The organism is Gluconobacter wancherniae NBRC 103581, assembly GCF_007988885.1.
GTDB classification, from domain to species: domain Bacteria; phylum Pseudomonadota; class Alphaproteobacteria; order Acetobacterales; family Acetobacteraceae; genus Gluconobacter; species Gluconobacter wancherniae.
Map to the genome: position 1 here is coordinate 451,203 of NZ_BJUZ01000002.1, position 26,518 is coordinate 477,720.

The 26,518-nt window shown below is 56.7% G+C and carries 20 protein-coding genes and 1 pseudogene; 11 read left to right on the plus strand and 10 right to left on the minus strand.

The features are described 5' to 3' along the window. Nucleotides 1-21 precede the first annotated feature (21 nt). Complete coding sequence (locus tag GWA01_RS09140; RefSeq protein ID WP_146796707.1) at nucleotides 22-2,097, plus strand: glycosyltransferase 61 family protein; 2,076 nt, start codon at nucleotides 22-24, stop codon at nucleotides 2,095-2,097. Between the two features lie 110 nt (nucleotides 2,098-2,207). Here GWA01_RS09140 and GWA01_RS09145 read toward each other — a convergent pair whose 3' ends face one another. Both GWA01_RS09145 and GWA01_RS09150 read right to left on the minus strand, forming a co-directional pair. Further along, nucleotides 2,208-3,464: a D-amino acid dehydrogenase gene (locus GWA01_RS09145; RefSeq protein ID WP_146796712.1), complete on the minus strand. Its 1,257-nt coding sequence runs from the start codon at nucleotides 3,462-3,464 to the stop codon at nucleotides 2,208-2,210. 93 nt (nucleotides 3,465-3,557) lie between these two features. Further along, nucleotides 3,558-4,580, minus strand: coding sequence for an NAD(P)/FAD-dependent oxidoreductase (locus GWA01_RS09150; RefSeq protein ID WP_146796715.1), 1,023 nt, complete (start codon nucleotides 4,578-4,580; stop codon nucleotides 3,558-3,560). 50 nt (nucleotides 4,581-4,630) lie between these two features. Here GWA01_RS09150 and GWA01_RS09155 point away from each other — a divergent pair. The 7 genes and pseudogenes from GWA01_RS09155 to GWA01_RS09185 all read left to right on the plus strand — a co-directional run. Continuing rightward, a pseudogene (locus GWA01_RS09155) lies at nucleotides 4,631-5,620 on the plus strand (glycosyltransferase family 4 protein); the annotation flags it as partial. Between the two features lie 96 nt (nucleotides 5,621-5,716). Beyond that, nucleotides 5,717-6,166, plus strand: coding sequence for a tRNA (adenosine(37)-N6)-threonylcarbamoyltransferase complex ATPase subunit type 1 TsaE (gene tsaE, locus GWA01_RS09160; RefSeq protein ID WP_146797767.1), 450 nt, complete (start codon nucleotides 5,717-5,719; stop codon nucleotides 6,164-6,166). After that, nucleotides 6,163-9,204, plus strand: a complete 3,042-nt coding sequence (addB, locus tag GWA01_RS09165) for a double-strand break repair protein AddB (RefSeq protein WP_146796718.1) — start codon at nucleotides 6,163-6,165, stop codon at nucleotides 9,202-9,204. The genes tsaE and addB overlap by 4 nt, the downstream gene beginning before the upstream one ends. After that, nucleotides 9,201-12,770 carry a double-strand break repair helicase AddA gene (gene addA / locus GWA01_RS09170; protein ID WP_146796721.1) on the plus strand — a complete coding sequence of 1,190 codons (3,570 nt, stop codon included), beginning with the start codon at nucleotides 9,201-9,203 and terminating at the stop codon, nucleotides 12,768-12,770. Before addB ends, addA begins: the two co-directional genes overlap by 4 nt. Before the next feature lie 79 nt (nucleotides 12,771-12,849). Further along, the gene (trxA, locus tag GWA01_RS09175; RefSeq protein WP_146796724.1) at nucleotides 12,850-13,176 is read left to right on the plus strand and encodes a thioredoxin TrxA; all 327 of its coding nucleotides are present in this window, start codon (nucleotides 12,850-12,852) and stop codon (nucleotides 13,174-13,176) included. A gap of 66 nt (nucleotides 13,177-13,242) precedes the next feature. Further along, a complete protein-coding gene (rnd, locus tag GWA01_RS09180; RefSeq protein ID WP_146796727.1) occupies nucleotides 13,243-14,442 on the plus strand; it encodes a ribonuclease D in 1,200 nt (399 codons plus the stop codon). 143 nt (nucleotides 14,443-14,585) lie between these two features. Next, nucleotides 14,586-15,266 carry a GcrA family cell cycle regulator gene (locus GWA01_RS09185; protein WP_146796730.1) on the plus strand — a complete coding sequence of 227 codons (681 nt, stop codon included), beginning with the start codon at nucleotides 14,586-14,588 and terminating at the stop codon, nucleotides 15,264-15,266. 117 nt (nucleotides 15,267-15,383) lie between these two features. Here the strand turns inward: GWA01_RS09185 and GWA01_RS09190 are convergent, their stop codons facing one another. Further along, nucleotides 15,384-16,067, minus strand: coding sequence for a bactofilin family protein (locus GWA01_RS09190; protein ID WP_228118505.1), 684 nt, complete (start codon nucleotides 16,065-16,067; stop codon nucleotides 15,384-15,386). A 291-nt stretch (nucleotides 16,068-16,358) separates the two neighbouring features. On the opposite strand from GWA01_RS09190, the gene GWA01_RS09200 reads away from it, so the two are divergent. Beyond that, a complete protein-coding gene (locus tag GWA01_RS09200; RefSeq protein WP_146796736.1) occupies nucleotides 16,359-17,339 on the plus strand; it encodes an adenosine kinase in 981 nt (326 codons plus the stop codon). Nucleotides 17,340-17,348: 9 nt separating this feature from the next. Here GWA01_RS09200 and hpnK read toward each other — a convergent pair whose 3' ends face one another. The 4 genes from hpnK to GWA01_RS09220 form a co-directional block, all read right to left on the minus strand. Continuing rightward, the gene (hpnK, locus tag GWA01_RS09205; protein ID WP_146796739.1) at nucleotides 17,349-18,185 is read right to left on the minus strand and encodes a hopanoid biosynthesis-associated protein HpnK; all 837 of its coding nucleotides are present in this window, start codon (nucleotides 18,183-18,185) and stop codon (nucleotides 17,349-17,351) included. An 87-nt stretch (nucleotides 18,186-18,272) separates the two neighbouring features. Next, nucleotides 18,273-19,697, minus strand: a complete 1,425-nt coding sequence (hpnJ, locus tag GWA01_RS09210; RefSeq protein ID WP_146796742.1) for a hopanoid biosynthesis associated radical SAM protein HpnJ — start codon at nucleotides 19,695-19,697, stop codon at nucleotides 18,273-18,275. Between the two features lie 2 nt (nucleotides 19,698-19,699). Next, nucleotides 19,700-20,902 (minus strand): bacteriohopanetetrol glucosamine biosynthesis glycosyltransferase HpnI, encoded by a 1,203-nt coding sequence (hpnI, locus tag GWA01_RS09215; RefSeq protein WP_146796745.1) that lies wholly within the window; start codon nucleotides 20,900-20,902, stop codon nucleotides 19,700-19,702. Nucleotides 20,903-20,963: 61 nt separating this feature from the next. After that, nucleotides 20,964-21,629: an ABC transporter substrate-binding protein gene (locus GWA01_RS09220; protein WP_146796748.1), complete on the minus strand. Its 666-nt coding sequence runs from the start codon at nucleotides 21,627-21,629 to the stop codon at nucleotides 20,964-20,966. Between the two features lie 314 nt (nucleotides 21,630-21,943). Here GWA01_RS09220 and hpnH point away from each other — a divergent pair, with 314 nt between their 5' ends. Together hpnH and GWA01_RS09230 are read left to right on the plus strand one after the other, a co-directional pair. Beyond that, a complete protein-coding gene (gene hpnH / locus GWA01_RS09225) occupies nucleotides 21,944-23,137 on the plus strand; it encodes an adenosyl-hopene transferase HpnH (RefSeq protein WP_146796751.1) in 1,194 nt (397 codons plus the stop codon). Between the two features lie 160 nt (nucleotides 23,138-23,297). Continuing rightward, nucleotides 23,298-24,590: a hemolysin family protein gene (locus GWA01_RS09230; protein ID WP_146796754.1), complete on the plus strand. Its 1,293-nt coding sequence runs from the start codon at nucleotides 23,298-23,300 to the stop codon at nucleotides 24,588-24,590. Between the two features lie 22 nt (nucleotides 24,591-24,612). Here GWA01_RS09230 and GWA01_RS09235 read toward each other — a convergent pair whose 3' ends face one another. The 3 genes from GWA01_RS09235 to GWA01_RS09245 are packed head-to-tail and all read right to left on the minus strand — an operon-like array spanning nucleotide 24,613 to nucleotide 26,421. Continuing rightward, nucleotides 24,613-25,002: a flagellar protein FlgN gene (locus GWA01_RS09235; RefSeq protein WP_146796757.1), complete on the minus strand. Its 390-nt coding sequence runs from the start codon at nucleotides 25,000-25,002 to the stop codon at nucleotides 24,613-24,615. Further along, a complete protein-coding gene (locus GWA01_RS09240; RefSeq protein WP_228118504.1) occupies nucleotides 24,999-25,289 on the minus strand; it encodes a rod-binding protein in 291 nt (96 codons plus the stop codon). Before GWA01_RS09240 ends, GWA01_RS09235 begins: the two co-directional genes overlap by 4 nt. A gap of 1 nt (nucleotide 25,290) precedes the next feature. Continuing rightward, nucleotides 25,291-26,421 (minus strand): flagellar basal body P-ring protein FlgI, encoded by a 1,131-nt coding sequence (locus GWA01_RS09245; protein WP_146796760.1) that lies wholly within the window; start codon nucleotides 26,419-26,421, stop codon nucleotides 25,291-25,293. Nucleotides 26,422-26,518 lie beyond the last annotated feature (97 nt).

Consider the following 26,518-nt stretch of genomic DNA (forward strand, 5'->3'; position numbering starts at 1 on the left):
TGTAGATACGAGAGTTGTGCCATGTTTGATTTTGATGAAAACAGTCTGGTCGAATGGAAAAAGAGAATAATAAAGCAGATATTTGTTTCAACAAATGCTGGTGTATCTCTCGAAATTGTCTCAACAGTTGAAGGTATAGATGCTGCTTCCAAAGAAGATTTGCTAGATATTTTTGGTAGAATTGCCAAAATCTCTTTGGATAATCTTTCGAGGGTCACCTCCGATGCAGACAAAATTCTTTGGGGAAAAATATTTTATGTTTGCACCCGTGAATTTGGAGTCGGATGGACAGAATTTTTACGGCTTCTGCCTCAATGTAATGCATCCAATACAGCTTTAAACTATCCGATTGAACTTCCTGAAAAATATAATGTGAGTGCTATCCCACCTCAGATTTTTCAATGCCGACCCGACAAGCCCAAATTCACCAGCGAAGTTTGTGAAAAAGTTACCTGGTATCAAAAGAATCCAGATTTTGCCTATCGTTGCCTGAACGATGAGAGCGCGCTTACTTACCTGTCTGATAATCTTGGACCAAGATTTGTGGAGGCTTATCACCGTGTAGGATATCCTGCGGGTAGAGCCGATCTCATGGCGCTTTCTTTTCTCTATTGGGAAGGCGGAGTTTTTGCGGATGTCTTTTCCGCATGCCGTGCTTCGATCAGCAACCTGCTCGGCAGCAATAATGGTCTGGTGCTTTTCGTAAATGGTTCTCGAGTAGAAAAATTCTTTATTGCGGCAACTCCCCGTCATCCACATATCGAGCGTTTTCTTAAAAGGGTAATCAAGCTCACTGAATATGGAATGAGGAATACTTCTCATGACAAATTCACAGATCATCTCGCGTTTACGCTTAGTATAATTGATGCGTATTGTGAAAATCCTGCATACTTCAAAGAAAATAAAATATCCTTTATTCAAAGAGAGACTTACGGGTGCTTCGTTGATTTCAATGGTCAAGACGAAGATCTGGCATCTCAGATAACAACCGATTATTTCAAGACTATTCCTATTTCTGGCCTTATCCCCAGAGAGGAGCGCCTTGACCTGTTTTCCTGTGCTGGGCCGAATACGGTTCTGGGGGCAGTGGAGGCCCAGATACTTCCGGCGGGCATACCTCTTACAGTGGTAGGACATAATCCTCACCCTGATTGGAATGAGCGGCAGAAGCGCAATGCTATTTCACCGGCTGCTCATGTGTATGATCTGAATATGGTCGGGTTGAGTGGTCATTGTGGGCTATGGAAAGACGACACGTTTATTCAACTCGACAGCTATCTTTCGCATGTTGGCGAGATGGAGAGCCGGAGTGGGCATTGGCGCCCACCGACGCGTTCTTCTATTACGCGCGTTGTTGATGAGCCTGTTATTCCCGCATTTAGTGCAGGATATGGCTGCTATGGTCATTACATCGTTGATGATCTCCCCCGGCTGGGATTGATCCGCAAGACGATTGGTGATGCGGAGTTCCGTAAACTCAAGATTATTATGCCCAGAAAGACGCCGCGTTGGGCTTTTGATCTTCTGGAGGTGTTCTTCGGAATAGATCAGAGCCGGATTGTCTTGTTTGATCATGAAAATGATTTGTGGATTCTTCGCCGTGCTGTCGTTTCTGAGTATATGCACAGGAACTATGTTTTTAATCCGTATATAAAAGAATTTTATCAGAGCTATGTTACTGAAGACATCGCTCCTACACGGAAGATCTGCCTGAGCCGCAGAGCATGGGAGCCCGGGAAAAGCCACCAGCGTATTTTTGAGCAACAGGATTGGTTTGAGAACGAGGCGGAGCGCCGTGGTTTTGAAATCATCTCGCCTGAGAAGCTCTCCATTCCGGATCAGATTCGCCTTATGTGTGAGACGAAAGTCCAGATTGGTGAGCATGGTTCAGCCCAGCATGCTTCTATCTACTCGAAATTTGGAATGACGGTTGGGACTGTGAACCCTCTGGGAGATGTTCAGATCAATCTTGGGCGTTTGTCTGGAAATAAGAACGTCATTATTTACGAGACCGGCAACTATAAAGACGATAATCAGAATACGTTTTATCGTTGCGATCAGGGCGATCTTGTTAAATTCTTTGATGCTCTTGATTGATAATAAAAATGGCACCTTCGTGAAGAAGGTGCCATTTCTGGGTGGTGCTGTCTGACCTTATAATGTGCCCTGCTTACGCTCGCAGAAAGCTTGGACACATAGTGTTGTGATCAGGACATGTAACGATCCAGCGACAGATCCAGAGACGGAATTGCTGTCTGACGGCCTGAAATGCGGTCGGCAATAATCTGGCCGGAACCGGCAGCCATCGTCCATCCAAGTGTGCCGTGACCTGTGTTGAGCCACAGGTTACCATAACGCGGCGCAGGTCCGACGATTGGGGTGCCATCAGGGGTACATGGACGGAGGCCTGTCCAGTAACGCGCCGAAGTAAGATCGCCACCGCCGTACATCTCGTTGAACGAGAGTTCGAGCGTTTCGCGGCGGTCAGGGCTAAGGCGCAGGCTGAAGCCTGTGAGTTCAGCCGTGCCGCCGATACGGATACGATCACCCAGACGTGTGATTGCGACCTTATAGGTCTCGTCGTTTACCGTGGAAGTGGGCGCGCGGCTTTCATCGGTGATGGGCATCGTGAGGGAGTATCCCTTCACCGGGTAGATCGGCAGACGAAGCTCCAGCGGTTTCATGAAGCGCGGGGAATAGCTGCCCAGTGCCAGTACGTAAGCGTCGGCGGTAAGGCGTCCGGCGCTGGTGCGAACACCAAGGATTGAGTCACTGGCGGCATCCAGCCCCTCGATCCGCGTGCTCAGGCGGAATTTGACACCTTTCTGCTCTGCCATTGCAGCCAGGCGGCGTGTGAAGAGGTGTGCGTCTCCGGTCTGATCACCTGGTAGGCGGAGGCCGCCCTTGAGGATGCCACGGGCATGTGCAAGGCCCGGCTCAAAACCGATGATCTCGTCCGGGTTCAGAAGCTGGTGTTCAATGCCGCTTTCCGCAAGTAGGCGCATGTCCTCTGCTGCGTGTTCGATCTGGCTGTCTGTGCGGAAGAGCTGGATAAGACCCTTCTGATCTCCGTCATAGGTAATGCCGGTTTCGGCACGCAGGGTATCCAAACGCTCGCGCGCATATTCTGCAATACGAAGCATCCGGCTTTTATTCACGTCGTATGCGTGTTCGGTGCAGTTTGCCAGCAATTCGCCCATGAACCGGAACATCGCGGGATCGAAACGTGCGCGAACAACCAGCGGGCTGTGCTTGCCCAGCATCCAGCGCGCCGCTTTCAGCGGAAGGCCAGGCATCGCCCAAGGGGTGGAATAGCCCGGAGAGACCTGTCCCGCATTTGCAAACGAGGTTTCCAGACCTACGCCTGGCTGCCGGTCGATGACTTCGACCTCGTGGCCTTCCTGTGCAAGATACCACGCGGTCGTGACGCCGATCACGCCGGCTCCCATGACGATGATCTTCATTCTGTCCTGTCTCTCCGTGGCGAAAGTCTCAAATCATATCAGCGGAGATCATCAGCACCGGCATCGTTGCATGTCCACCCCCGAGTGAAAGATTTAGCCGGGAACGCCTTTGCTGGTGGAATATTCGAAATGAAGTGCTGTCTCGGGATGAACGATGCCATGGATGGCGTGTGCTGCCATGGCGGCTTCCGAAAAGCCCTGCAGGATCAGTTTGAGCTTGCCCGGATATGTTGCGACATCACCAATTGCGAAAATTCCCGGCGTGCTGGATTCCAGTGTTGCTGGTGTGACCGGCACGGTATTGCGGTGCGTATCCAGGCCCCAGAGCGCAATTGGCCCGAGGTCTGTGGAAAGACCATAAAATGGGAGCAGCGTATCGGCTTCAAGGTGGCGGGATTCACCTTCCAGCGTTGTGACTTCAACTGTGGAAAGTACGCCATCAGCGCCGTGCAGGGCGTGGAGCTGATAGGGGACGACCTTTTCGATCTTGCCTGCCTGAACCTGTTCTTCGATGCGGGAGAGGGTTTCCGGGGCACCACGGAAGCGATCTCGACGATGCAGAAGGTAGATTTTGCTGGCGACCTCCGAAAGTGAAAGTGCCCAGTCCAGTGCCGAATCGCCACCGCCCGCAACGACGATGCTCTTGCCTGTGAAGTCCGCACGCTTCTTGACGTAATACTGGACGGCGCCTGTGCTCTCGTAGGATTCCAGTCCTTCCAGAGGTGGGCGGTTTGGTCCGAAAGCGCCTGCGCCAGCAGCGATGATGACGGCCTTGGCGTTCACAGTATCACCACGCGCTGTGGTGAGGGTGAAGTCGCCGCGATGGCCTGTCAGTGTTTCGACGCGTGATCCAAGAAGGCGAGGCACATCGAAGGGAGCGATTTGCGCTTCGAGTGCGTCGATCAGGGCGCCGCCCTCGATCGAGGGGTGTGCCGGGATGTCGTATATCGGCTTTTCCGGATACAGCGCCGCGCACTGACCGCCCACGCTGTCGAGTGCGTCGATCAGGACGCATCCCAGCTTGAGCATGCCACATTCGAACGCAGCGAAGAGGGCTGTAGGACCGGCGCCAACGATGGCGACGTCGGTGGTGAGGGCGGTAGGAGCAGTCGTCATAGGGCGAATCTCATAGGCGTTTTGTTTCGGATAGGGTAGGTCTTCCGGCCATGAGGTATGAGTTTGTCATCCAGCACATCAATGCGCTGGGCGGGACTGAACGTTCGGCTTGCGCCGTCATGAATGGTCTGGCGAAGACTGGTGCTTCCGTGGGGCTCGTGGAGCTCTTTTCCCGAGGACCATCGGCATTTGCTCTTGAGCCGTCGATCAGCGTTGCTTCGCTGTTTTCAAATCACGTCAAAATCTTCAATTCCTGGTTTAGAATTGTCTGGAAGCTTGCGCGCCATCTGAAGCGGGTGGGGGCGGATGTTCTGGTGATCGTCGAGGCAACGCACGCTTTATATGGTGTTGCCGCAGCGCGGTTGGCTGGCGTGCGCTGTGTGATGTGGGAGCACTTCAATTTCAATGTGACGCTTGGTCGTCGCAAGCGTGTCTGGGGGCGGCAGATCGCAGCACGCTGGGCCGATGACATTGTTGTTCTGACGCAGCTCGATGTTGCTTTATGGAAAGCTGGCACCAGAGTGCGGGCTCATCTTACGGCCATTCCCAATATTGCTCCGCCAGTTCCAGAAAATACGTTTGATATGCGAGAGAACATTGTTCTCGCGGCAGGGCGCCTGATGGAGCAGAAGGGCTATGACCTGTTGCTTGAGGCTTGGGCGATCGTGATGCGTGACGCGCGTTCAAAAGGCTGGAGCCTGCTGATACGCGGTGATGGTGATGATCGTGGAGCTCTGCAGCTTCAGGCGCAAGCTCTGGAAAATATTACGATTGCACCCGCGACGGGGGGGATTGTTTCGGATTACCGCCGTGCGGGGGTATTCGTCTGTTCGTCTCGCTATGAAGGGCTGCCGATGGTGCTTCTGGAAGCATCGGCCTACGGGTTGCCAATCGTGTCTTTCGACTGTGAAACGGGGCCAGCAGAAATTATTGTGCAGGGGGTGTCGGGCCTTCTGGTTCCGCCTCTGGATGTTAAGGCTCTGGCGGATGGGCTTCTCTCTCTCATGTCGGATTCGGAACGCCGTGGAAGGATGGCGGAGGCCGCCCGTCTGCGTGCGCTGGATTTTCAGTCTGACCCGGTTATCGCACGTTGGGAACGCTTGCTGGATAAGGCCGGGAGCGCCACATTGGGGGGCATGCGAACCTTCCTGAACAGCCAGTCCGCCACTGAACACCTCGCCGCACGCATTGCTGAGCGGGTTTTGCCTGGAGACTGTATTGCGCTTTCCGGCGGTCTGGGCGCTGGGAAGAGTACTTTTGCCCGAGCATTTCTCAGACATCTGTCATCTGATCCCTTGCTGGAGGTTCCCAGCCCGAGCTTCGCGCTGGTGCAACCCTACGACACGCCCAAAGGCGCAGTATTTCATTATGATCTGTGGCGTTTGGATGGCCCGGATGCATTATATGAGCTCGCGTGGGATGATGCCTGTGAGGGTATTATGCTGGTGGAGTGGCCCGAGCGTGCAGAAGATCATCTTCCTGAATGCGCCCTGCACGTCACCCTGATGCCGGGAAATACCGAAGACGCGCGCGTAGTGGAGCTCACCGGGTGGACTGAAGCCCGGATGGCGGGAATGTTCTCGTGAATATTATTACGATCCCCGCGTCAGAGCCTTTTCTGGACCGCGTGGCCACTGAGTGGCTCTCGCGGGATCCTGCAGGACAGACAGATGGTCCCGGCCTTGTTCTGGTGCCGAGCCGACGTGCCGGTCGTGCGCTGATGGAAGCATTCTTGCGTGCTCTGGATGAAAAGGCGGCATTGCTTCCGCGGATCGTTGCGATCAATGATGTGGACGAAGATGCGCTGGCGTCTATCGGAATTGATGTCGAACTTCCCCCGGCAGTAGAGCCTCAGCGGCGCCTGGCGGTCTTGTCCATGCTCATCCTCAAGGCTCCTATTCTGCGGGCGGGGGCTGGGGATGATGTGAAGAGCATCGACAGGGCGTGGCCGTTGGCAAAGGCCCTTGCCGAACTGATGGATGAAGCGGAACGCAGTGGGGTCGATCTGGCACAACGTTTGCCGGAGGCTGTGGAGGAGCGTTTTTCTGAACACTGGCAACAGACGCTGAAATTTCTGGAAATTGTGACATCTGTCTGGCCGCAATGGCTGGCGGAGGAAGGGCTGTCCAACCCGGTGGCACGCCAGATTGCGCGTTTGAAAGCGCAGGCGCAGGGCTGGATGGAACGGCCGCCTGCCACGCCGGTCTGGGCTGTGGGCTTTGCGGATGGTTCGGCCGCTGTTTCAGATGTTCTCGCTGCTGTGGCGCGCCTTCCGATGGGGCTGGTTGCGCTTCCAGGGGTGGATATGGAGCTTTCGGATGCGCTTTGGGCAACTCTTCCAGACGCGCATCCACAAGCGGGACTGAAAGAAATTCTCGATGATCTGGGCGCATCAAGAGAAGTGCTCGAAGTTTGGCGCTGTGACCGGGATTTAGGGCGGGAACGCCTTATGCGCGATGTTTTACTGCCTGAAGGTGGCATTTCTGCCTGGGGGGAGGATCTGAGCGAGCGTGAGATTTCCCGCCTGTCGCTTCTCCCCGCAGAAGATCAGCAGCAGGAAGCGCAGGCAATTGCTCTGGCACTGCGGGACGTGGTGTCCATACCGGGGCGGACCTGCGCACTGATTACGCCGGATCGCAGTCTTGCGCAGCGCGTTGCGACAGAGCTTTTGCGATTTGGAATTTACGCGGATGACAGTGCGGGCGAAGCACTCTCACAGACACCTGCGGCCGTATTCCTGAGATTGATAGCGTCGGCAGCAGCGGCGGAGCTTTCGCCGGTTGCGCTTTTGTCCGTACTCAAACATCCGCTGGCGGCGTTGGGGATGACGCCTGGGAACTGCCGCGCGAGTGCGCGTCTGCTGGAGCGTCTGCTTCTGCGTGGACCTGCACCTGCGCCCGGCATCGCTGGATTACGAAGCGCCCTTGAGGAGCTTTCCCGGAAGAATGAACCGGCTGATCGGGGCGCAACGGCAGATGCACCCGATCAGCCGGAAGGACTGGAAGTCTTCATCAACCGGATTGAAGCCTGTTTTGCGCCCTTGCTGTCACTGGAAGGTCTGGTTCCGTTGCCGGAACTCCTGGAGGCATTGGTTAATGTTGCTGAAAAACTGGCCACGACAGCTTCGGAAGAAGATCAGGATTTATTGCAAGAAGAGCGGGATCGTCCTGGTGGGCGCCTATGGCTTGGTGAAGATGGTGCCGCGCTTTCGAGGCATCTCGCCTCATTGATTGTGCATACCGGTATTCTGCCATCGCAATCGATGGCTCATTTGGATGCATTTTTGAACACGTCGATGGCCGGGCAGATGCTAACGGGCCTTCGTGGGCATAAAGGAGGCGTGGAGCTTGCGCATCCCCGGCTTTCGATTCTGGGCGTTCTGGAAGCTCGGCTTCTGGCGTTTGATCTGGTCGTCCTTGGAGGGTTGAACGAAGCAGTGTGGCCGCCAGCAACGGATCCTGGCCCCTGGTTGAGCCGCCCAATGCGGACCCGTGTGGGCTTGCCTTCCCCCGAGCGCCAGATCGGTGCGAGTGCCCATGATTTTGTTTCATCAGCACTGACTGCGGGGGAGGTCGTGTTTTCCAACGCTGCCAGGCGTGAGGGTGCGCCGGGTGTGCCTGCGCGCTGGATGGTTCGTCTGGCTGCGTTTCTGGAAGGGCGGGGGCAGCACCTGCCAGTGCATCCCGCTCTCGAATGGCAGAAACGTCTGGACCAGCCTTTGGGTGGGGCGTCACCCGTACCTCCGCCAGAACCAAGGCCACCGCTGGCTCTGCGTCCGCGTCGTCTGAGTATTACCGAGATCGATAAGTGGAAGCAGGATCCTTATGAGATCTATGCACGCCATATTCTGCGCCTGAAGGTTTTACCTCCGCTTGAGGAAGGCGCGGAGCATGCTGATTTCGGCATGGTTGTGCACGATGCGCTGGATGAAATGTTCAAGCGCTTTCCAGAAAGTTGGCCGGAAAATGCCCCAGTTATTCTGCGCCACAGCTTCGCGGATGCATTAGCGAAAGCAAAAATGCGACCGGCTCTTGTCGCATGGTGGAGCCCACGGCTCATGCGGATTGCCGACTGGGTTGTAAGCATGGAGGGTGAGCGCCGGGAGCAGGGCACTGCTCGCTATTGCCACACTGAAGTCACGGCGTCTTTTGAGCTGAATGTCCCTGCGGGGCCATTTCGGATCAGAGGACGGGCCGACCGGATTGATATTGATGACGACGGTAAGGCTACCATCTTTGACTACAAAACCGGGCAGCCACCCACGGGGGCGGATGTCGAGCGGGGATGGTCTGCGCAGTTGGTCATCGAGGCGGCGCTTCTGGCTGTTGGTGCGTTTGAAGATATGCCGGTCGCCGAGACGCGGGCCATGTTGTACTGGCACCTTACGGGCGGACGTGATCCGGGGAGGGAGCAGGAAGTCCCGAGCAGCCGCTCCAAAACCGATGCCGCTACCCTGATCGGAGAGGCGCTGGAGCGTTTGCGGCAGCTCGTCGAGGATTATGATGATCCTGAGAGGCCATATCGGTCCCAGCCGTGGGCGGGGCGTGTTCCGAGATTTGCCGACTATGCCCAGCTTGCGCGTGTCGAGGAATGGCGGGCTGCCTATTCGGAGGACGGGGAATGAACACACCTGTTACACGACGTGATGTCATTGATGCCGCTGATCGCACACAGCGTCAGGCTTCTGACCCTATGGCTTCCGTTTTCGTTTCGGCTTCTGCGGGTTCCGGCAAGACCAAGCTTCTGATTGATCGTCTACTGAGACTCATGCTGCCGCTTGAAGTCCGAACGCCCGATGGCGAGGTCATACTGGCGGAAGGGAGTGATCCCTCCCGTATTCTCTGCCTGACCTATACCAAGGCCGCGGCTGCCGAAATGGCCAACCGGCTTCAGAGTCGTCTTGGCAGTTGGGTGTCTCTTCCAGATGCGGATCTGGGGGCGGAACTGCTCAGGCTTGATGTTCCCAACAGCGAGGAGACACGCCGGCGGGCGCGGGGTCTGTTCCTGCGCGTACTAGATCTGCCTGGTGGGCTGCGAATCGAGACCATCCATGCATTTTGCCAGTCCCTGCTCAGACGTTTTCCCCTTGAGGCTTCTGTAGATCCTCATTTCACGCTGATGGAAGACACAGATACAACTCTGGCGCTGAGGGGCGCCATGGAGCACGAGCTGGGGCGTGCGCCAGAGCTGGCGGCCGACGTGGCCGGTACAGTGGGGATCGAGGATTTTTTTGGGCGTATCAAGGCTCTGAACATGGATGGCAGCCGCCTTGAACCCATGCTCAGGCAGTGGTCCATGTTGCCTGATGATGTGGTCAGTGCCTATCGCAAGGCGTTTCAGGCAGGACAGAACACGGCGGAAGGGATTGAGGCCCTTTTGTGTAATCCCCCGGCAGAACTGGCGATCCGTTCAGGGTTGCAGGCAGCGCTGGGTGTTGTAACGCCCACGGCAAAGCCTGCCGTTGAGGCTATGCTGCACTGGCTTGGAACATACCCTGATGCGCGCGACGCCAGGGTCTGGATGTCGTCCCTGCTGACGGCTACGGGCACTGTTCGTGTGATGAACCGTATCATCAACAAGAAGGCTCAGGAAGTTGTGCCCGATATTGCGGGCCTGCTCGAAGAAGAGGGACAACGTCTGCTCGAACTTCAGCAAACTCTGCGCGCCACCAGACTGGTGACGCTGAACCGGGCGCTGGTTGCGTTGTCTGCCCCCATGCTGGAGCGCTTTCGCAGCGATAAGTCTGCGCGTGGGCTGGTGGACTACAATGATCTCATTCTTGAGACGCGTAACCTGCTGGACGAACCCGGTGCGGCATGGGTGCTCTACAAGCTTGATGGCGGCATTGATCATCTGCTTCTGGATGAAGTTCAGGATACGTCTGGTCTGCAATGGCAGATTGCAGGAATGCTGACTTCGGAGTTTTTTGCAGGTTCAGGAGCGCGGGATGAAGAGGCGCGGCCGCGCACGGTATTTGCCGTTGGGGATTTTAAACAGTCCATTTATGGATTCCAGGGCGCTGATCCGGAGCAGTTTCATTTCTGGCGGCGTGAGTTTGGAACCCGGGTCAGGAATGCGGGGCTGGAATGGCGCGACCCTGAACTGAATGTATCATTCCGTTCGGTTCCTCCTGTTCTGGATGTTGTTGATGCCGTTTTTTCGCAGCCGCTTGCTGCGCATGGTCTGCATGAAGACGGGGCGCGGGGAGCCTTGCCGCGCCATATCTCGGCGAGGCCGGGGCAAGGTGGCCGCGTTGAGCTGTGGCCGCTCGTTCCGGCGAAAGAGGGCGAGGACGACGATGAGGGCTTCTCGCCCTGGCGTGCGCCTTCCGCCAACAGGGGCCAGCGCAGTGCTCCCCAGCGTCTGGCTGAAGCTCTGGGTGACTGGATCAGCAGCCAGATCGGAAAAATTCCGCAGCCCGGGCAGTCCCCGCTCAGGGCAGGCGAGATCCTTGTGCTCGTGCCGAAGCGCTCTCCATTCCTGCGAGCGCTCATCCGGGCACTGAAATCGCGTGGTGTACCAGTCGCGACACTGGTCCGGGTAGGGCTGACGCAGCAGGTCGCGGTGCGGGACCTGATGACGTTATGTGCCGCTCTCCTTCTGCCTCAGGATGACCTGACACTCGCAAGTGTCCTGACATCTCCTTTGGGGGGGCTGAGCGATGAGTCGCTTATGGCGCTGGCCACGAAAAATGGCACGACCCATGCGCTGGGCCGGGAAGGGCATCCCTTGTGGAGTGTTCTGAGGGATCGTCATCATGAGCGCCCTGAATGGAAGGCAGCATGGGAGATGCTGTCCGCGCTTTATGGGCGGGTTGATTATGCCACACCCTATCGACTTCTGGCTGAAGCTCTGGGGCAACATGGCGGTCGTACACGCCTTCTGAGGCGCCTTGGACCTGAAGCTGCTGAACCGGTCGATGAACTGCTAACGGCAGCCTTACGCTTCGAGGGACTTCACCCCCCATCCTTGCAGGGCTTCCTGCACTGGCTGGAAGCAAGCGAGGCGAGTAGCAAGCGCGAGGCGGAAAGCGAAGTCGATGCAGTGCGCGTCATGACAGTGCATGGCTCCAAGGGCCTTCAGGCGCGTCTGGTCATTCTTCCCGATACGACGTCCAAGAAAAAGCGGGACGGCGGTTTCCTGTGGGACACGGCAGACGGGCTTGAACTTCCGCTATGGGTTCCGGGAAAGGAAAGCGGCACAAGCGTGACTGAAGCACTTGCGGCCAAAGTCGCTGAGGAGAGCCGGGCGGAGGAAAATCGCCTGTTATACGTCGCACTGACACGGGCGAGTGATTGGCTTGTCGTTTGTGGGTGGGAGCCCAGAACCAAGCTTGATGATGCCTGCTGGTATCGTCATTGCGCTGAGGGCTTTTCTCAACTCACTGGTGTGCGTGCAGAACCTCTGGGGCTTGGCTGGGAGGGAGACCGGCTTGTTCTGGAGGAAGAGCGCACAGTCTCGTCTTCCGGGGTGGAGCGGAGCGCAAGAGAGCATGCTCAAACCGTTGAACTTCCCGCATGGCTGGGCTGCGCGCCGGACTGGGTCGTTCAACCCGCTCCCATGGAAGACGCTCTGACGCGGCCGCTTGCGCCCAGTCGACCGGATGGGGCTGAATTTGGCCCTTTGCCAGCCTCACGTTCGCCGCTTGATCTGGTGGGCGGCCACAAGGGCCCCGCGCGGGTGCAGGCCATGCGACGCGGCACGATGATCCACCGTCTCCTTCAACTGCTGCCGGAAGCGGACCCATCCCGTAGAGAAGAGCTTGCTTTTGCATGGCTGTCGAAGCCTGCATGGGGGCTTGATCTTGAGGACGTGGAACAACTGGTGGAGCGCGTGCTTCAGGTGATCGAACATCCTGAAATGGCGCCTCTTTTTGCACCGGGGAGCCGCGCGGAGCAGCCAATATCGGGCGTTAGCGCAGGACGCGTGGTGCTGGGGCAGGTGGATCGTCTGCGTATTGGCGAGGGCGAAATATGGATCTGTGATTACAAGACCAACCGCAATCCGCCTGTGCGTGCAGATCGCACTCCCGTTGCTTATCTGCGCCAGATGGCTGCGTATCGCGCGGTTCTTCAGCAACTTCATCCTGGTTTCGAAGTTCACTGCTCACTCGTCTGGACGGAGGGGCCGTCTGTGGTCACCCTGCCGCCCGAACTGCTCGACAGCGCGCGCGTTGCGCATTTGATCTAGCGCAAGGTTCTTGCGGTTTCCCTTCGGGAGGCCGATATCGGTATCAGACAACATAATCCAGACAAGCAGGACACATGTCATGAGCGAGAACACCGTTGCAGTAACTGACCAGAGCTTCGAGACGCAGGTTTTGAATGCAGAAGGCCCGGTTCTGGTGGATTTCTGGGCCGAGTGGTGCGGTCCGTGCAAAATGATCGCGCCCGCTCTCGAAGAGATTGGTGCCGAATTCAAGGGACGTGTCACCGTGGCGAAGGTGAACATCGATTCCAATCCGGAAGCGCCAACCAAGTATGGCGTCCGCAGCATTCCGACGCTGATCGTCTTCAAGGACGGCAAGCCGGTTGCACAGCAGATGGGCGCAATGCCTAAGAGCCAGCTTAAGGCATGGGTGGAAAAGTCCCTCTAAAGACTTCTCACCTTCAAAATGACGGAGGGCGTGGTCAGAGCGTTCTGCCTTGTGTAGGATCGGGCCATGCGCCCGACTGCCCCGGATTTTCCGCCCCCCGTCATCCTGACTTCCACTGAGGAAGTCGCCAGCCTTTGCGAACGCCTGAAACAGGAACCGTTCGTCACGATCGACACTGAGTTCGTGCGTGAACGGACCTATTGGCCAGAACTCTGCCTGGTACAGCTGGCTGGCGAGAATGACGTTGCCGTCATTGATACTCTGGCACCCGGAATCGACCTGACTCCACTGTCAGAATTGCTGAATCAGGCAAGCTGCATCAAGGTTTTCCATGCAGCCAGACAGGATCTGGAAATCTTCCTGCATCTTTTTGACAGACTGCCTCAGTCGATTTTCGACACGCAGGTTGCTGCCATGGTTGCGGGATTTGGGGATCAGGTCGGGTATGACAGCCTCGTGGGTGCGATCACGGGGCGCACGATCGACAAGGCGCATCGCTTCAGTGACTGGTCTGCACGACCGCTAAGCAAGGCCCAGATCGCTTATGCCAGCGCAGATGTCACTCATCTCAGGACGGTATATCTCGCCCTGAAGGATCAGCTTGTTAAGCAGGGTCGTCTGAGTTGGGCAGATGCCGAGCAGGCCGTACTCACAGACCCTGCAACCTTCCGCCCGGATCCACGCGGCCTTTGGGAAAAGCTGAAAGCCCGCACCAACAACCGTCGGATGCTGGCAATTCTGCGCGAAGTCGTTGCATGGCGCGAACATGAGGCACAGGCAGCAGATGTTCCACGCCAGCGTATCATTCGCGATGAGAGCCTTCTGGAAGTCGCTGCCGTTCGTCCACAGGACCCGGAGGCACTCTCCCGCATTCGCGGTGTGAACCGCGGTTTTGCGGAGGGGCGGATGGGTCGTGGTCTGATCGAGGCGATTGCGATTGCCGAGGCGCTCCCCGATACGGATCTTCCACGCCCTCCGGCAAAATCTGATCGCAGTGGCAGGCCCTCACAGGCGCTTGTTGCTCTGCTTAAGGTGCTGCTTGCAGCCAAGTGTGAAGAACACAAGGTTGCGCCAAAGCTTGTTGCCTCCTCTGATGATCTGGATCGTCTCGCTCTGGGTGAGACGTCTGGCATGGATGCATTGAAAGGCTGGCGGAAGGAAGTTTTTGGTATTGATGCACTGGCGCTGGTCCGGGGGGAAATCGCTCTGGCGGTGGTCCGAGGTCAGGTCGAACTGCAACGCTTGGCTGTGCACTCTGCAAAATAATGCAGCATTTCGACGTAATGGCGAGTTTCTGCTAAGGAAGCGCATCCAGTCTGTATTTTCGGTCATATTCTTTCCGGAAGACACGACGGGATCATGGGATTTTCGGGCCACGTGCCCGCACGTGGAACAGAGGAAGACGATATATGGACTGGACGGACGATACGATCGCCAGGCTTCGGGATCTATGGAGCCAGGGGCTTTCGACTGCGGAAATCGGCCGCCAGCTCTCTATCACCAAAAACGCCGTAGTGGGTAAGGCGCATCGCCTCGGTCTGCCGCCGCGTCCTTCTCCGATCCGTAACCGCCCGGTGAAGGACGGCGTACCCGGCGAAGCTCCGCCGCGTCGTAAAAGCACGCCGCGTGGTGGAAAGGCCGCCGCTGCAGCTGCAGCGGCCAATGAAGATCTGCTGCAGAGTGTTGCGGCTGTTGTCGCAGCGCCGGCAGAGGCCGCTGCGGCCACCACCCCTGCTTCTGCTGAAAAAGTTGCGCCGGCCGTAGCGCCTGCAGCCAGCAAGCCTGCTCCCGCAGCTGTGCGACCTGTTGCAGTACCACGTGCCGTAGTAGAGCCAGCACGCAAGGAGCCAGTTGTGGCTCCTGTCGCTCCTGCTCCGCGTCCTGCCGCTGCCCGTCCGGTTCCCTCACGCTTTCAGGAAGGTGTTGATCGCCCCGTGCGTCGTGGCCCTTCCTGCTGCTGGCCGATTGGTGATCCGGGTACGCCAGGCTTTCATTTCTGTGGGGCCCGTCCCCTTTCTGGCAAGCCGTACTGTGCAGAGCATGCTGCGATTGCCTATGTGAAGATCCGCGACCGTCGCGATGGCGGTTAATTCGCCGTCTTTCGTTTGCGATAAGCATAAAAAAAGCCGGAGATTTCTCTCCGGCTTTTTTTATGTCTGCGATTTAAGCCCCATGCTTCCCGACCCGGGAACATGAGGCCTGCTATCTCAGGATGCGGTTTCTGTGGCCGGAGCAGACTCGCTCGCTACCGGACGAGGCGCGCCGTCTGTGATCATTTCAAGCTGGCCGGTGATCTGGCCACCATCTTCAACCTTGAGGCGACGGCACTTGGCTTTGCCGATCAGGCGGCCTGTAGCGCGTACTGTGAGGCTGCCACGAACAGTGAGCGTGCCGTCGATTGTGCCTGCGAGCTCCGCATCCTCAACCTCGATGCCGCCACGGAACACGCCGCCCTGCGAAACCGAGAGCTCGGTCGCCTGGATCATGCTTGCTTCAACCGTACCCTCAACAACGAGGCGCTCGGCATCCTGCACTGTTCCCTGAACGCTGATACCGCGCCCGACAACGAGCGTACGACGCTCTGGAGCGGTCTGGCGAGGCGCTGTACCCGGCGCTCCTGCAGCGCCCGGAATCGGGGCGCGGCCCGGCTGGGTAGCGGCAGGCGTTGGGCCAGCAGGTGTGTTGGAGGAAGGAGGCGTCGGGAAAGGTGTACGACCCATGGAAGCGGGGTCCTTCTGCTGGGGTGGCTGCTGGCTGGATGACGCTCCAGACCCGGACGTAGGAGTGGCCTGACTGGAAGAGTCCGGCCGGTTGGGAAAGATGGGCTGCGCGGCAGACGAAGTGCTTTCTGCAGGCTTGGCGTCTTCTTCCGGTTTGCGTCTTCTAAACAAGGAAACCCCGCTGCGGATCTGAAAAAAACGATGAAGCTGTCTTGGACCGTGATCCGTCTGTGCCACTCATGAAAAGCAGCATTTTCGAATTGATCCTCTGACAAAACCTACACGCTGACGGCCCACGGCGACAACCCGCACATTCCGTCAAAACAGCGCCTTTTACGCATGTCGGAAGGCAGGGGATGGCCGGGGAGTTGGCGCGTCACAAGAGGGGACCTATGATCGTGTTGATTTGATGGCGCAGTCCGCGTCTCGAACTTTTTTATTCTTGTTTTATCTGGAGTCCGAATGTCCTCTCCCCAGCACGATATTCTCTGCATCGGTAATGCCATCGTGGATGTGCTTGCTTCCGTGGAGCCATCGGTCATCGCTGAACTGGGTGCCGTTCCAGGCGGCATGACACTGATTGACGCTGAAACGATGCAGGCTATTGAAAAGCGCGTCACTGTCGAGCGCGTTGCAGGTGGCGGGTCGGGCGCCAACACAGCGGTTGTTGCCGCACGCATGGGCGCCAGCGTGGCTTATCTGGGTAAGCTTGCAGAAGACGACGCAGGCAAGCATTTCGCCCATGACATTCGCGAGCAGGGCATTACCTTTCCGTCCCAACCGCTCGCCGCTTCACGCAGCATTCCAACCGCGCGATGCATTATCCTGGTTACGCCGGACGGACAGCGCACGATGTTCACGTATCTCGGTGCCTGCACAGAATTTACACGCGATGACGTTATTGGTGATGTCGTTGCGTCATCGGCTGTCACGTATCTGGAAGGTTATCTTTACGATAAGCCCCAGGCACAGGATGCTTTCAACCATGCTGCAACACTTGCGCATGCTGCAGGCCGTGATGTTGCACTGACACTGTCAGACACGTTCTGTGTGGAGCGTCACCGTTCTGCATTCCGTGGCCTTGTGGCAGGTCACGTGGATATCCTGTTCGCCAATGAGGCAGAGCTGCTGGCGCTTTATGAAACCACGGATTTCGAAGCTGCCACGCGTAAGGTCGCGGTTGAGACAAAGCTCGCTGTCATCACGCGTAGCGAAAAGGGTGCGGTTGTTATCGCCGGGGAAGAGCGTCATGACGTTTCAACGGCGCAGGTCAAGGTCGTGGATACCACGGGTGCAGGCGATGCATTTGCAGCAGGATTTCTTGCAGGCTTGAGCAAGGGACGTGATCTGACGACCTGCGCTAAGCTGGGGAATGCGGCTGCGGGTGACATCATCACGCGCTTTGGTGCACGTCCTGAGAAAGACTTTGCGCTTAAAGCCTGAAGCGCTCGTTCAGAGGTCGCCCCAGCCGATTCGGTCAACGTTCGCACGTCCAAACGATTTGCGGACTGCCGGATCAAGGAGGGCGGCCAACTCTCCAGTCGGGTCATAGTCCGGCATGAAGCGCCGCATCATGTCGTTTTGGCCCGTGGCAGGGTGGAAGTAGATTTCGCTCACTCCGGGTGGCAGGCGCGGAATCAGTCCCTGGATTCGTTCCGGGGTCATGTGGCCTGACCAGCGCAGACCGAAGCACCAGTCATTGGTCTTCAGCCCCGCCCGGGAAAGCTGATGGTGCAGGACGCTGATCCAACGGCGGAGCGCTCTGTCCCCCAGCGTTTCAGTGCTCTCAACGGGCTTTGGAGGTTCCAGGGGCGTCCGAACGGCTTTGAGCCCATGCTTTAGGCCCGACTCGATCAGAAATTTACCGACGGTTGGATGGAGATGCATGTGTTTGTGAGCGTTTGCGTGATCAAGCGTGAGTCCGCTCAGGTCAAAGGCGCGAAACTGCGCCTCTATTTCCCGGCGTAAGGCGCGGCGGGAATGGGGGCGAAAGAAATACTCCACCCCAAGGCGTAACTGATTGCGTCCGAACCAGCCTTGTTCATCGGTGATCGCAGGGAGATCGAGGACGGATTTACCCTCAATTGCCACGACATGAAGGCCTACCCGTAGGTCGGGCATTTTTTTTGCCCGACGCACGGCATCTACTGCTGCCGGGCCTGCTACCATCAGACTCGCCGTGGAGAGAATACCCTCTCGATGCGCTATCTCGATGGCTTCGTTCACCTCTTCGCTCATCCCGAAATCATCGGCTGAAACGATGGCGCGTCGTTGAGCAGGAAGGCTCATGGAGATCTCCGGAGCAGGGGCTGCGTATGAAAAAGGGGTGTAGCCAGCTTGGCCACACCCCTTCTGAAACTACGTTCAGAGCTTGGATCAGGCTGCGTGGCGATCCTTGAGGAACTGGAAGAACTCCACACCCTCACGAAGGCGGCGTTTCATCATCTGCGGGCTGCGAACCATTTCGTTCACGATCGAAGCGATCTTGGAGCCGCGGAAATAGAATTTGCGATAGAATTCTTCAACGCTTTCGAAAATTTCCGTGTGCGACAGATGCGGATAGTGCAGCGGTGCGATCTGAACGCCGTTTTCGTCGATCAACTCTGCCGCTTCCTCATTCAGCCAGCCATTCTCCGTTGCCTGCTTGTGCAGGAACGTGCCGGGATAAGGCGCTGCCAGTGAAACCTGTAGGGTATGCGGGTTGATTTCCTTGGCGAACTTGATCGTTTCCTGAATGGTGTCTTTCGTCTCGCCCGGGAGGCCTACGATGAACGTGCCATGGATCTTGATGCCAAGTTTGTGGCAGTTGCGGGTAAATTCCTTGGCTGTCTCGACGAGCATGCCCTTTTTGATGTTGTGAAGGATCTGCTGGTTGCCGCTCTCATAGCCGACCAGAAGAAGGCGCAGGCCATTTTCTTTCAGAATTTTCAGGGTGCTGTAGGGAACGTTTGCCTTGGCGTTGCAAGACCATGTTACGCCCAGCTTACCCATCTCGCGGGCAATGGCTTCGGCGCGGGGCAGATCGTCCGTGAAGGTGTCATCATCAAACATGAATTCCTGCACCTGCGGGAAATATTGCTTGGCGAGACGTACTTCGGCAGCAACGTGTTCCGGGCTGCGAGTGCGGTAGCGGTGTCCACCGACCGTCTGGGGCCACAGGCAGAACGTGCAGCGCGACTTGCATCCGCGACCCGTATAGATCGAAATGTAAGGATGCTTCAGATAGCCGATGAAGTAGTCGTTGATGTTGAGGTCACGCTTGTAGACTTCCGTCACGAACGGAAGGCTGTCCATGTCCTCGATCATCGCGCGGTCTTTGTTGGCGATGACCTCGCCTTCTGCGTTGCGCCACGTAATGCCGTCAACTTCAGAGAGGGGCTTGCCTTCTGCAATTTCCTTGATTGTGAAATCAAATTCGTTGCGCGCCACGAAATCGATCGGTCCACCCTGACGCATGCTTTCGTCAGGCTGCACGGCAACTTTGGCGCCGACCATGCCGATGATCAGCTTTGGATTCGTATCCTTGAGCATCTGAGCCACACGGACATCCGATGCGAAGGACGGCGTTGATGTGTGGATGATGACCAGATCGCGGTTTTTAACGTCTTCCAGAATGGGGTCCATGCCCATCTTGGCTGGCGGGGCGTCGATCAGCCGTGATCCCGGGACCAGGGCTGCAGGCTGTGCGAGCCAGGTGGGAAACCAGAAAGACTTGATCTCGCGTTTGGCCTGGTAGCGGGAGCCTGCACCACCATCAAAGCCGTCGAAAGAAGGAGGCTGGAGAAAAAGGGTTCTCATCATAATCAAACGCTCCTGTTTGTGCCGGGCTGCGTGGTGGTGCCGCTCGCCGCAGAATTCTTCGTGCGTCGCGCGATATGGACTGTTCTGCCGCGCCATGCAACGCGTGACCCGCGTGCACTGCCCACCATAATAGCCGCAGACAGCCAGTCGCGCACGGGAAGGAAGGGAATCCCTGCTGGTAACGGACATTTCGTAGCGCGATCCACCATCGATGCGCTTATGGCCCGCAGAAACCAGGTCAGGGCAAGAATCATCCAGCTAAGCCGGGTATTCGGGCGGAAAAGCACACAGGCTATTGCCCAGAAAAGTGGCAGCTGGATTGAAGAAAGGCCGTAGCCCAAGGGCTCGACATTCTTGACGGTTCGCCCCCAGCGCAGTTCGTGCGCGAGCAACTCCGTCAGAGATTGTTCGCCAACGGTGGTGTGGGTCAGGGTGGGAGCAATCGCGATGTCCCCCCCCTGCTGGCGAATAAGGCGGCCGAGTTCGGCATCATCAGCCACATGGTCAACCAGAGCCCGCAGGCCACCGATGGCCTCCAGTTTCTGGCGTGTCAGGGCCATTGTGGCGCCAAGGCAGTCCTGACGCCCCAGAAGGCGGGACATCATCACGCCCGGAAGAAAATTGTGATTGATCTGGCAGGCACCCAGTTGCTGCACGAGGCTGCCAGTCGCTGGCCTGCCCGCATACAGCGTGGTGATCAGATCCGTTCCGGGTTTTTCAAGCGCGGATACAACATGCTTTAGGTAGTTTGGGGTTACATGGATATCAGAGTCTGAAACGACAATGATATCGTGATGCGCTGCCCCATACATGTTGATGAGGTTGCCGATTTTGCGGTTCGGGCCGTGTTCTGCATCGTCAACCACAAGCGTGATGTCGACGTTCGGATGTCTTGCTTTCAGACGTTCCACGACCGGGATCGCAGTGTCCTGAGTCGACTGAACTCCGAAAACGATCTGGAAAGCCGGATATTCCTGAAGGCAGATGCTGTCGAGCGCATCATCAAGCAGGAGTTCATCTCCATGTAGCGGCTTGAGGACGGTAATTGCGGGCCAAGTGCGCGCAATTGAGCGCAATGCGTCGTCGGCCGCGGTCTCGCCCCGCCGGAACCGGCTGAGCAGGGTTGCGCCAATCAGCGCCTGCAGGCTTCCGGCAACTGAAACAAGCCCTGTAAATCCGGCGGCAATAGAGAGAGGTGTGGGCACGTGTGGTTTCTAGCCTCCTGCCGTCAGGGCAGGAAATAGATGTGCGTCCGCACATGCAGTTTCAATCATGCAGGAAGAGGCTTGTCTTGTGATCTAGAAGATTCGCCAGCCCGCTTGCGCCACCCTGACCAAGAGCGCCACCGAAGTCAGAACGCTGTGCAGCGACCTGGCTGATATGCCCGTTCAGGAGAATATCCGTAATCTTCCATCCTGAGGGAGAGGACGTCATGATGTAATCAACCGGCGTGCTGTCACCTGTTGTTCCGCCAATGGTTGTGTCAACGATCTGGCCACCTGCTGGGTTGGCGCGCGTCTGCGGCATAACCTTGAACACCGCATTGGTGCCGGGTTTGAACGTGGATGCGTAACGGGCAATAGTGAACTGGCGGAATGAGCCGAGCAGTCGCGTGCGGTCCGCAGGACTGAGATCATTGTAGCGAAGCCCCACGGAACGACGCAGAACAGCCTCCAGATCAAATGCCTTGTCCACGGCGGGGGCAATTATTCCTGCGCGTTGCTGGGCAGTCTTTCCCGATGTCTGCGCAGCACGCAGGGCATCATACAGACCGTTGATCGGTGCTGAGGATGTATCAGACGCTACGGAAACACTCTGGGCTGAAGACGAAGCTGCCTGAGCCAGAGCATTGCCGCGGGCGATACCTAGGATTCCTCCCGCAATGAACAGGGAGAGAGTCGCATGTTTCGAAATTCGGCGGATCATGGTCATGCTTTCGTCCTATGTGACATTTTGTGCAAGAGGTCAGCACGAAATTGCGTCAGATCAATGGAACATGGAAAGTTTTACTCTGTGTCTGATAAGCAACAGTCTTTCATACAATTATCATGCACGACATTGAGGCGTGATGGTCAATGGGGCTATAGCCAGTGAATCGACTGTCTGGCTAACCCCGTATCCGGCACTGAACGCCAGAGGGTTTACCCGAGTTTTCTACGGAAAGCCTGATCGTCACCAGATGCGAAAGGCCCCGGTGTGCTTCAACGCGAGCGCGTAATCCCGGTGGCAAGAACCAGAGGACTATAATGGCCGTTCCTTTGATGCAGGCTGTCCGAGTCGGACGGTACGTTGTCAAGCAGCACATCACGGGCCGCAAGCGCTACCCCTTGGTCCTGATGCTCGAGCCTTTGTTTCGCTGCAACCTGGCTTGCGCCGGATGTGGCAAGATTGATTATCCGGCGCAGATCCTGAACCAGCGCATGAGCCTTCAGGAATGCCTTGATGCAGATTCTGAAGCCGATGCCCCGGTCATTGCCATCGCTGGTGGTGAGCCTCTGCTGCACAAGGAAATGCCGCAGATCGTCAAGGGTCTGATCGAGCGTAAGAAATACATCTACCTCTGCACGAATGGTCTGCTTCTGGAGAAGAAGCTGGACGATTACGAGCCCTCTCATTTCTTCTCATGGGATGTGCATCTGGATGGTGATCAGCTGATGCATGATGCGTCAGTCTGTCAGGACGGTGTGTTTGAGCGTGCAACCGCTGCCATTCGTGCTGCTAAGGCGCGTGGTTTCCGTGTCTCGATCAATTGCACCCTGTTCGACGGTGCTGTTCCGGAACGCGTTGCGGCCTTCTTCGATGAAGCCATGGCAATGGGTGTGGACGGCATCATGACCGCCCCAGGATACGCATATGAGCGTGCACCTGATCAGGCGCACTTCCTGAACCGTCAGAAGACCAAGCAGCTTTTCCGTGACATCTTCCGTCTGGGTAAGGGCAAGAAGTGGCGCTTCACGCAGTCACCATTGTTCCTGAACTTTCTGGCAGGCAACGAAAACTATCATTGCACGCCTTGGGGTAAGCCGCTCCGCACTGTCTTTGGCTGGCAGCGCCCCTGCTATCTGCTGGGCGAGGGCTATGCCAAGACATTCAAGGAACTGATGGACGATACTGCCTGGGAGCAGTATGGCACAGGCGCATACGAGAAATGCGCAGACTGCATGGTTCACTCCGGGTATGAATCCACGGCTGTGATGGATGCGGTCCGTCGTCCCTGGCATATCGCAAAGGTCGCCTTGTTCGGACCCGAGACTGAAAAGCCGATGGTTCCTGAAATCTCGCTCGCAAACCAGCGCCCTGCCGAATATGGCTATGAAGCGCAGGTCGCAACGCAGATGGAACAGATCTCCAAGGGCTCCAAGCCGGCACGTGGTCCGCGGGTTCGCGTAAACGGACGTGCAGCGAATGCTGTCTCTGAAGCTGCGGATGCCGCTGACTGATCTTTCCGTCGACTGGTAGGCATATAGTGAAAGCCACTTCCCTAAGGGGAGTGGCTTTTTTTTATGTGGATCAGAGGTGTTCGTGGATAAATGACAGGAATGTCATGGTGCTTGGGAAATTGCCTGCTATCATCGCGACCTTCATAACTCTGGCCGGACCATGTTGACCCCTATTTTTATCATCTGCCTGCTCATTCTCCTGAACGGTGTTTTCGCCATGGGGGAGCTGGCACTGATTTCCGCCAAGCGACCACGTCTTGCGGTGCTGGCTAAGAAAGGAGTCCGGGGCGCCGACCGCGCCATGCGTCTTGCTGATGACCCTCATGGATTCCTGCCGACCGTTCAGGTTGGCATGACGCTGGTTTCCATCCTGGAAGGTACATTCGGCGGTAGCCAGCTTGAGTCCACGGTGACAGCCTGGATTTATCAGGTTCCGGTTCTCAGGCCTTTTGCTGGCGAACTGGCGATCGTGTTTGTTGTGGCGATGATCACGTTTGCAATGCTGGTGTTTGGAGAACTGGTGCCAAAGCAAATGGCACTTCAGCAGCCGGAGCTGATTGCATCACGCCTTTCGTTTCTTCTCGTGAGCCTGTCGCGGATCGCGCAGCCGGTTGTCTGGTGCCTGAGCAAGACGTCCTCTCTGGTGCTGCGCCTGCTCGGCGTTGGCCCCTTGACCCGTGCTGCCGTCACTGAGGAGGAGCTGCGTGCCGTTCTGGCAGAGGGAGCGCAGGCTGGCGTTCTCGAGACTGAAGAGCGAGCAATGATCGAGCGCCTCCTTCGGCTTGCTGATCGTCCTGTTCGTGCCATCATGACGCCAAGAAACGAGTTGTTCTGGGTAGATCGACATGCTGATCAGGAAACCCTGATCAGCAAACTCCGTCAGTCATCCTTTGCACGTATTGTGGTCTGCGAAGGGGATGTTGATCATCCGGTTGGCGTTATTCTGGCCAAGGACATTATGGACCGGCTGCTTCTTGGGTTGCCTGTTTCCATTGAAGCAGTTTTGCGCGAACCGCCTGTGATACCAGACAGCCTCACAGCGCAGGATATGATCGAGCGTATGCGTGGGGTCACGCTGGGAATCACGTTTGTTCTGGATGAATATGGCTCGTTTGAGGGGATTGTAACGCCCTCAGATGTCTTTGAGGCGATTGTTGGCGACGAAACGACAGATTCCGCCCCTTCAGAATTGCAGGCTGCTGAAGGTGCTGATGAATATATTCTGGACGGTTTCATGCCTGCGGACGAGGTGCGCTCAAAGCTCGATCTGCCGGAGCTCCCGGCGTCTGGTAGTTATCACACGCTCGGTGGTGCCATCCTGGCGCTGTTACGTCGCGTGCCAGCCAAAGGCGACAAGGTCGCCTTTGCGGGATGGCTGTTTGAAGTTTTGGAGATGGAGAGGCGGCGGGTCATTCGGGTGAAGGCCAGCCGACAGGTTCTCGCCGAAAACTGACAGGGTGGCCTGGCTTGTTATCTCAGGCCCGGCTTACGAACACCGCAGTATTCTGCCTGTTGACGTCTGCGTATCCACCTTTCTGGCCATATGCCTGCGGAATATTGTCTGCATTGGTCAGTGGGGTTGTTAAAACGCTCACCACTCGTTTCTGGGTTCCAATGGCGAGTTGTAGCAACTCTTCATTGCGCGTCATGGCAATGCTGATCCGTTCCAGTAGTGGCCGAACGTCTTCAGTGATGTTCCCAGTTTCGCGCGCGCTGGATACGCTTGCCTCGAACAACTCTGAGAGTTTCTGTTTTTCAGGCAACAAAGCTAGCGCGTCACTTAGATTCCCTGCTGTCAGAGCGGAATTCTCTGTTTCCAGAAGAGCCAGAAGGTCCTGCATCAGGGATGTGTCCCGAAAAGTCATTTGGCCTCCTGCATGGCAAGCATCTGGCGATCTATTGCGTCTGTGAGGCCAAGGCCTCCGTTATCTTCCATCTGCTTCGCAATCTGCTCAACAATCATGGGTTTGAACTGCTTCTCACCTGCGCCGCCGCTAAACATGTTTTTGTCGTCATCATCAGACTGAAACATTGGCTGCAGCATCTGATTAATTGTCATGGACTCAAAGTCCCGTGCGGCCTTCATGGTTTTGTCTTCCATGGAAGATGATCCCTGCATGGCCGATTGTGGCATGGTCATGGTAATGTGCATATCAACGCATCTCCAGATCGGCCTGCAACGCGCCATCGGCCTTGATTGCTTGCAGAATGCTGATCATGTCGCGTGGGCCAACGCCGAGTGAGTTGAGGCCAGCAACAAGTTCACGCAGGGTCGTGCCACCTTGCATGACAGCAAGGTGATGGTTTTTCCCGGTATCCACATTGATGTTTGTCCTGGGGACCACTGCAGTCTGACCGTTCGAAAACGGACCAGGCTGCGAAACCTGAGGTGTCTCCGTGACTTGTACGGTCAGATTGCCTTGTGCGACGGCAACCGTGCTGATTCGGACATCCGCTCCCATGATAATTGTACCGCTTGCCTCATCCACGATAACTTTTGCCGGGTTGTCGGGTTGAACCAGTAAATCCCCGATTCTGGACAACGTGGCGACGGGATCCCTTGAAGTCAGGGCGATCAGCAGCGTGCGTGGATCTTGAACGGTCGCGATTGGACCCAGGGTCTGGTTGATCACGGCTGCGATGCGCGTTGCCGTTGTCAGGTCCGGATTTCGCAAACTCATGTGCAGGCTTGTGCGGTGACTTAAATCGAAGGGCACTTCACGCTCGACAACGCCACCATTGGCTATATGTCCGCTTGTAGGAACGTTGCGCGTAATGGATGCCGCCGCTCCGCGTGTACTGAACGCGTTTGTTGCCAGTGATCCCTGTGCGACGGCATATACTTCTCCGTCCGCAGCCATCAGCGGTGTTACCAGAAGCGTTCCACCTGTAAGTGAAGAAGAATCACCTGCCGCCGATACGGTGACGTCAATCCTGTTTCCACCGTGCTCAAATGCTGGAAGATCAGCTGTGACCATGACTGCTGCAACATCATGGGTCTGAAGCTGCGTCTCCTGATCACGAATGTTGACGCCGAGGCGGTTGAGCATCGAAATCAGCGTTTCACGGGTAAAAATCGAATTTGTCAGCCGGTCACCGGTGCCGTTCAGACCGACAACAAGACCATAGCCAATCAACTGGTTGCTCCGTACGCCTTCCATATCCGTAATGTCCTTGATGCGGACAACGGCAGCTTTGGAAGGGGCAGGAAGCAGGAGGACCAGTGTGCATAATACTGCACTGATCTGGCTCCAGAAGCGTGTTGAAATGGGTATGAGAGGCATGATTGTGGCAAAAAATCCCGCACTCAGCGAAAGCGATTGCTTCCTGTCAGAGGACCTAAATGCCAGTAATGGATGAAGAATCTCCTAACAGTGGGCG

Excerpts from the sequence above, each read along its gene's own strand:
- GWA01_RS09140 (WP_146796707.1), top strand. The coding sequence starts at position 22 with ATGTTTGATTTTGATGAAAACAGTCTGGTCGAATGGAAAAAGAGAATA.
- GWA01_RS09145 (WP_146796712.1), bottom strand. The coding sequence starts at position 3,464 with ATGAAGATCATCGTCATGGGAGCCGGCGTGATCGGCGTCACGACCGCG.
- GWA01_RS09150 (WP_146796715.1), bottom strand. The coding sequence starts at position 4,580 with ATGACGACTGCTCCTACCGCCCTCACCACCGACGTCGCCATCGTTGGC.
- tsaE (WP_146797767.1), top strand. The coding sequence starts at position 5,717 with ATGCGAACCTTCCTGAACAGCCAGTCCGCCACTGAACACCTCGCCGCA.
- addA (WP_146796721.1), top strand. The coding sequence starts at position 9,201 with ATGAACACACCTGTTACACGACGTGATGTCATTGATGCCGCTGATCGC.
- trxA (WP_146796724.1), top strand. The coding sequence starts at position 12,850 with ATGAGCGAGAACACCGTTGCAGTAACTGACCAGAGCTTCGAGACGCAG.
- rnd (WP_146796727.1), top strand. The coding sequence starts at position 13,243 with ATGCGCCCGACTGCCCCGGATTTTCCGCCCCCCGTCATCCTGACTTCC.
- GWA01_RS09185 (WP_146796730.1), top strand. The coding sequence starts at position 14,586 with ATGGACTGGACGGACGATACGATCGCCAGGCTTCGGGATCTATGGAGC.
- GWA01_RS09200 (WP_146796736.1), top strand. The coding sequence starts at position 16,359 with ATGTCCTCTCCCCAGCACGATATTCTCTGCATCGGTAATGCCATCGTG.
- hpnK (WP_146796739.1), bottom strand. The coding sequence starts at position 18,185 with ATGAGCCTTCCTGCTCAACGACGCGCCATCGTTTCAGCCGATGATTTC.
- hpnJ (WP_146796742.1), bottom strand. The coding sequence starts at position 19,697 with ATGATGAGAACCCTTTTTCTCCAGCCTCCTTCTTTCGACGGCTTTGAT.
- GWA01_RS09220 (WP_146796748.1), bottom strand. The coding sequence starts at position 21,629 with ATGACCATGATCCGCCGAATTTCGAAACATGCGACTCTCTCCCTGTTC.
- hpnH (WP_146796751.1), top strand. The coding sequence starts at position 21,944 with ATGGCCGTTCCTTTGATGCAGGCTGTCCGAGTCGGACGGTACGTTGTC.
- GWA01_RS09230 (WP_146796754.1), top strand. The coding sequence starts at position 23,298 with ATGTTGACCCCTATTTTTATCATCTGCCTGCTCATTCTCCTGAACGGT.
- GWA01_RS09235 (WP_146796757.1), bottom strand. The coding sequence starts at position 25,002 with ATGACTTTTCGGGACACATCCCTGATGCAGGACCTTCTGGCTCTTCTG.
- GWA01_RS09240 (WP_228118504.1), bottom strand. The coding sequence starts at position 25,289 with ATGCACATTACCATGACCATGCCACAATCGGCCATGCAGGGATCATCT.
- GWA01_RS09245 (WP_146796760.1), bottom strand. The coding sequence starts at position 26,421 with ATGCCTCTCATACCCATTTCAACACGCTTCTGGAGCCAGATCAGTGCA.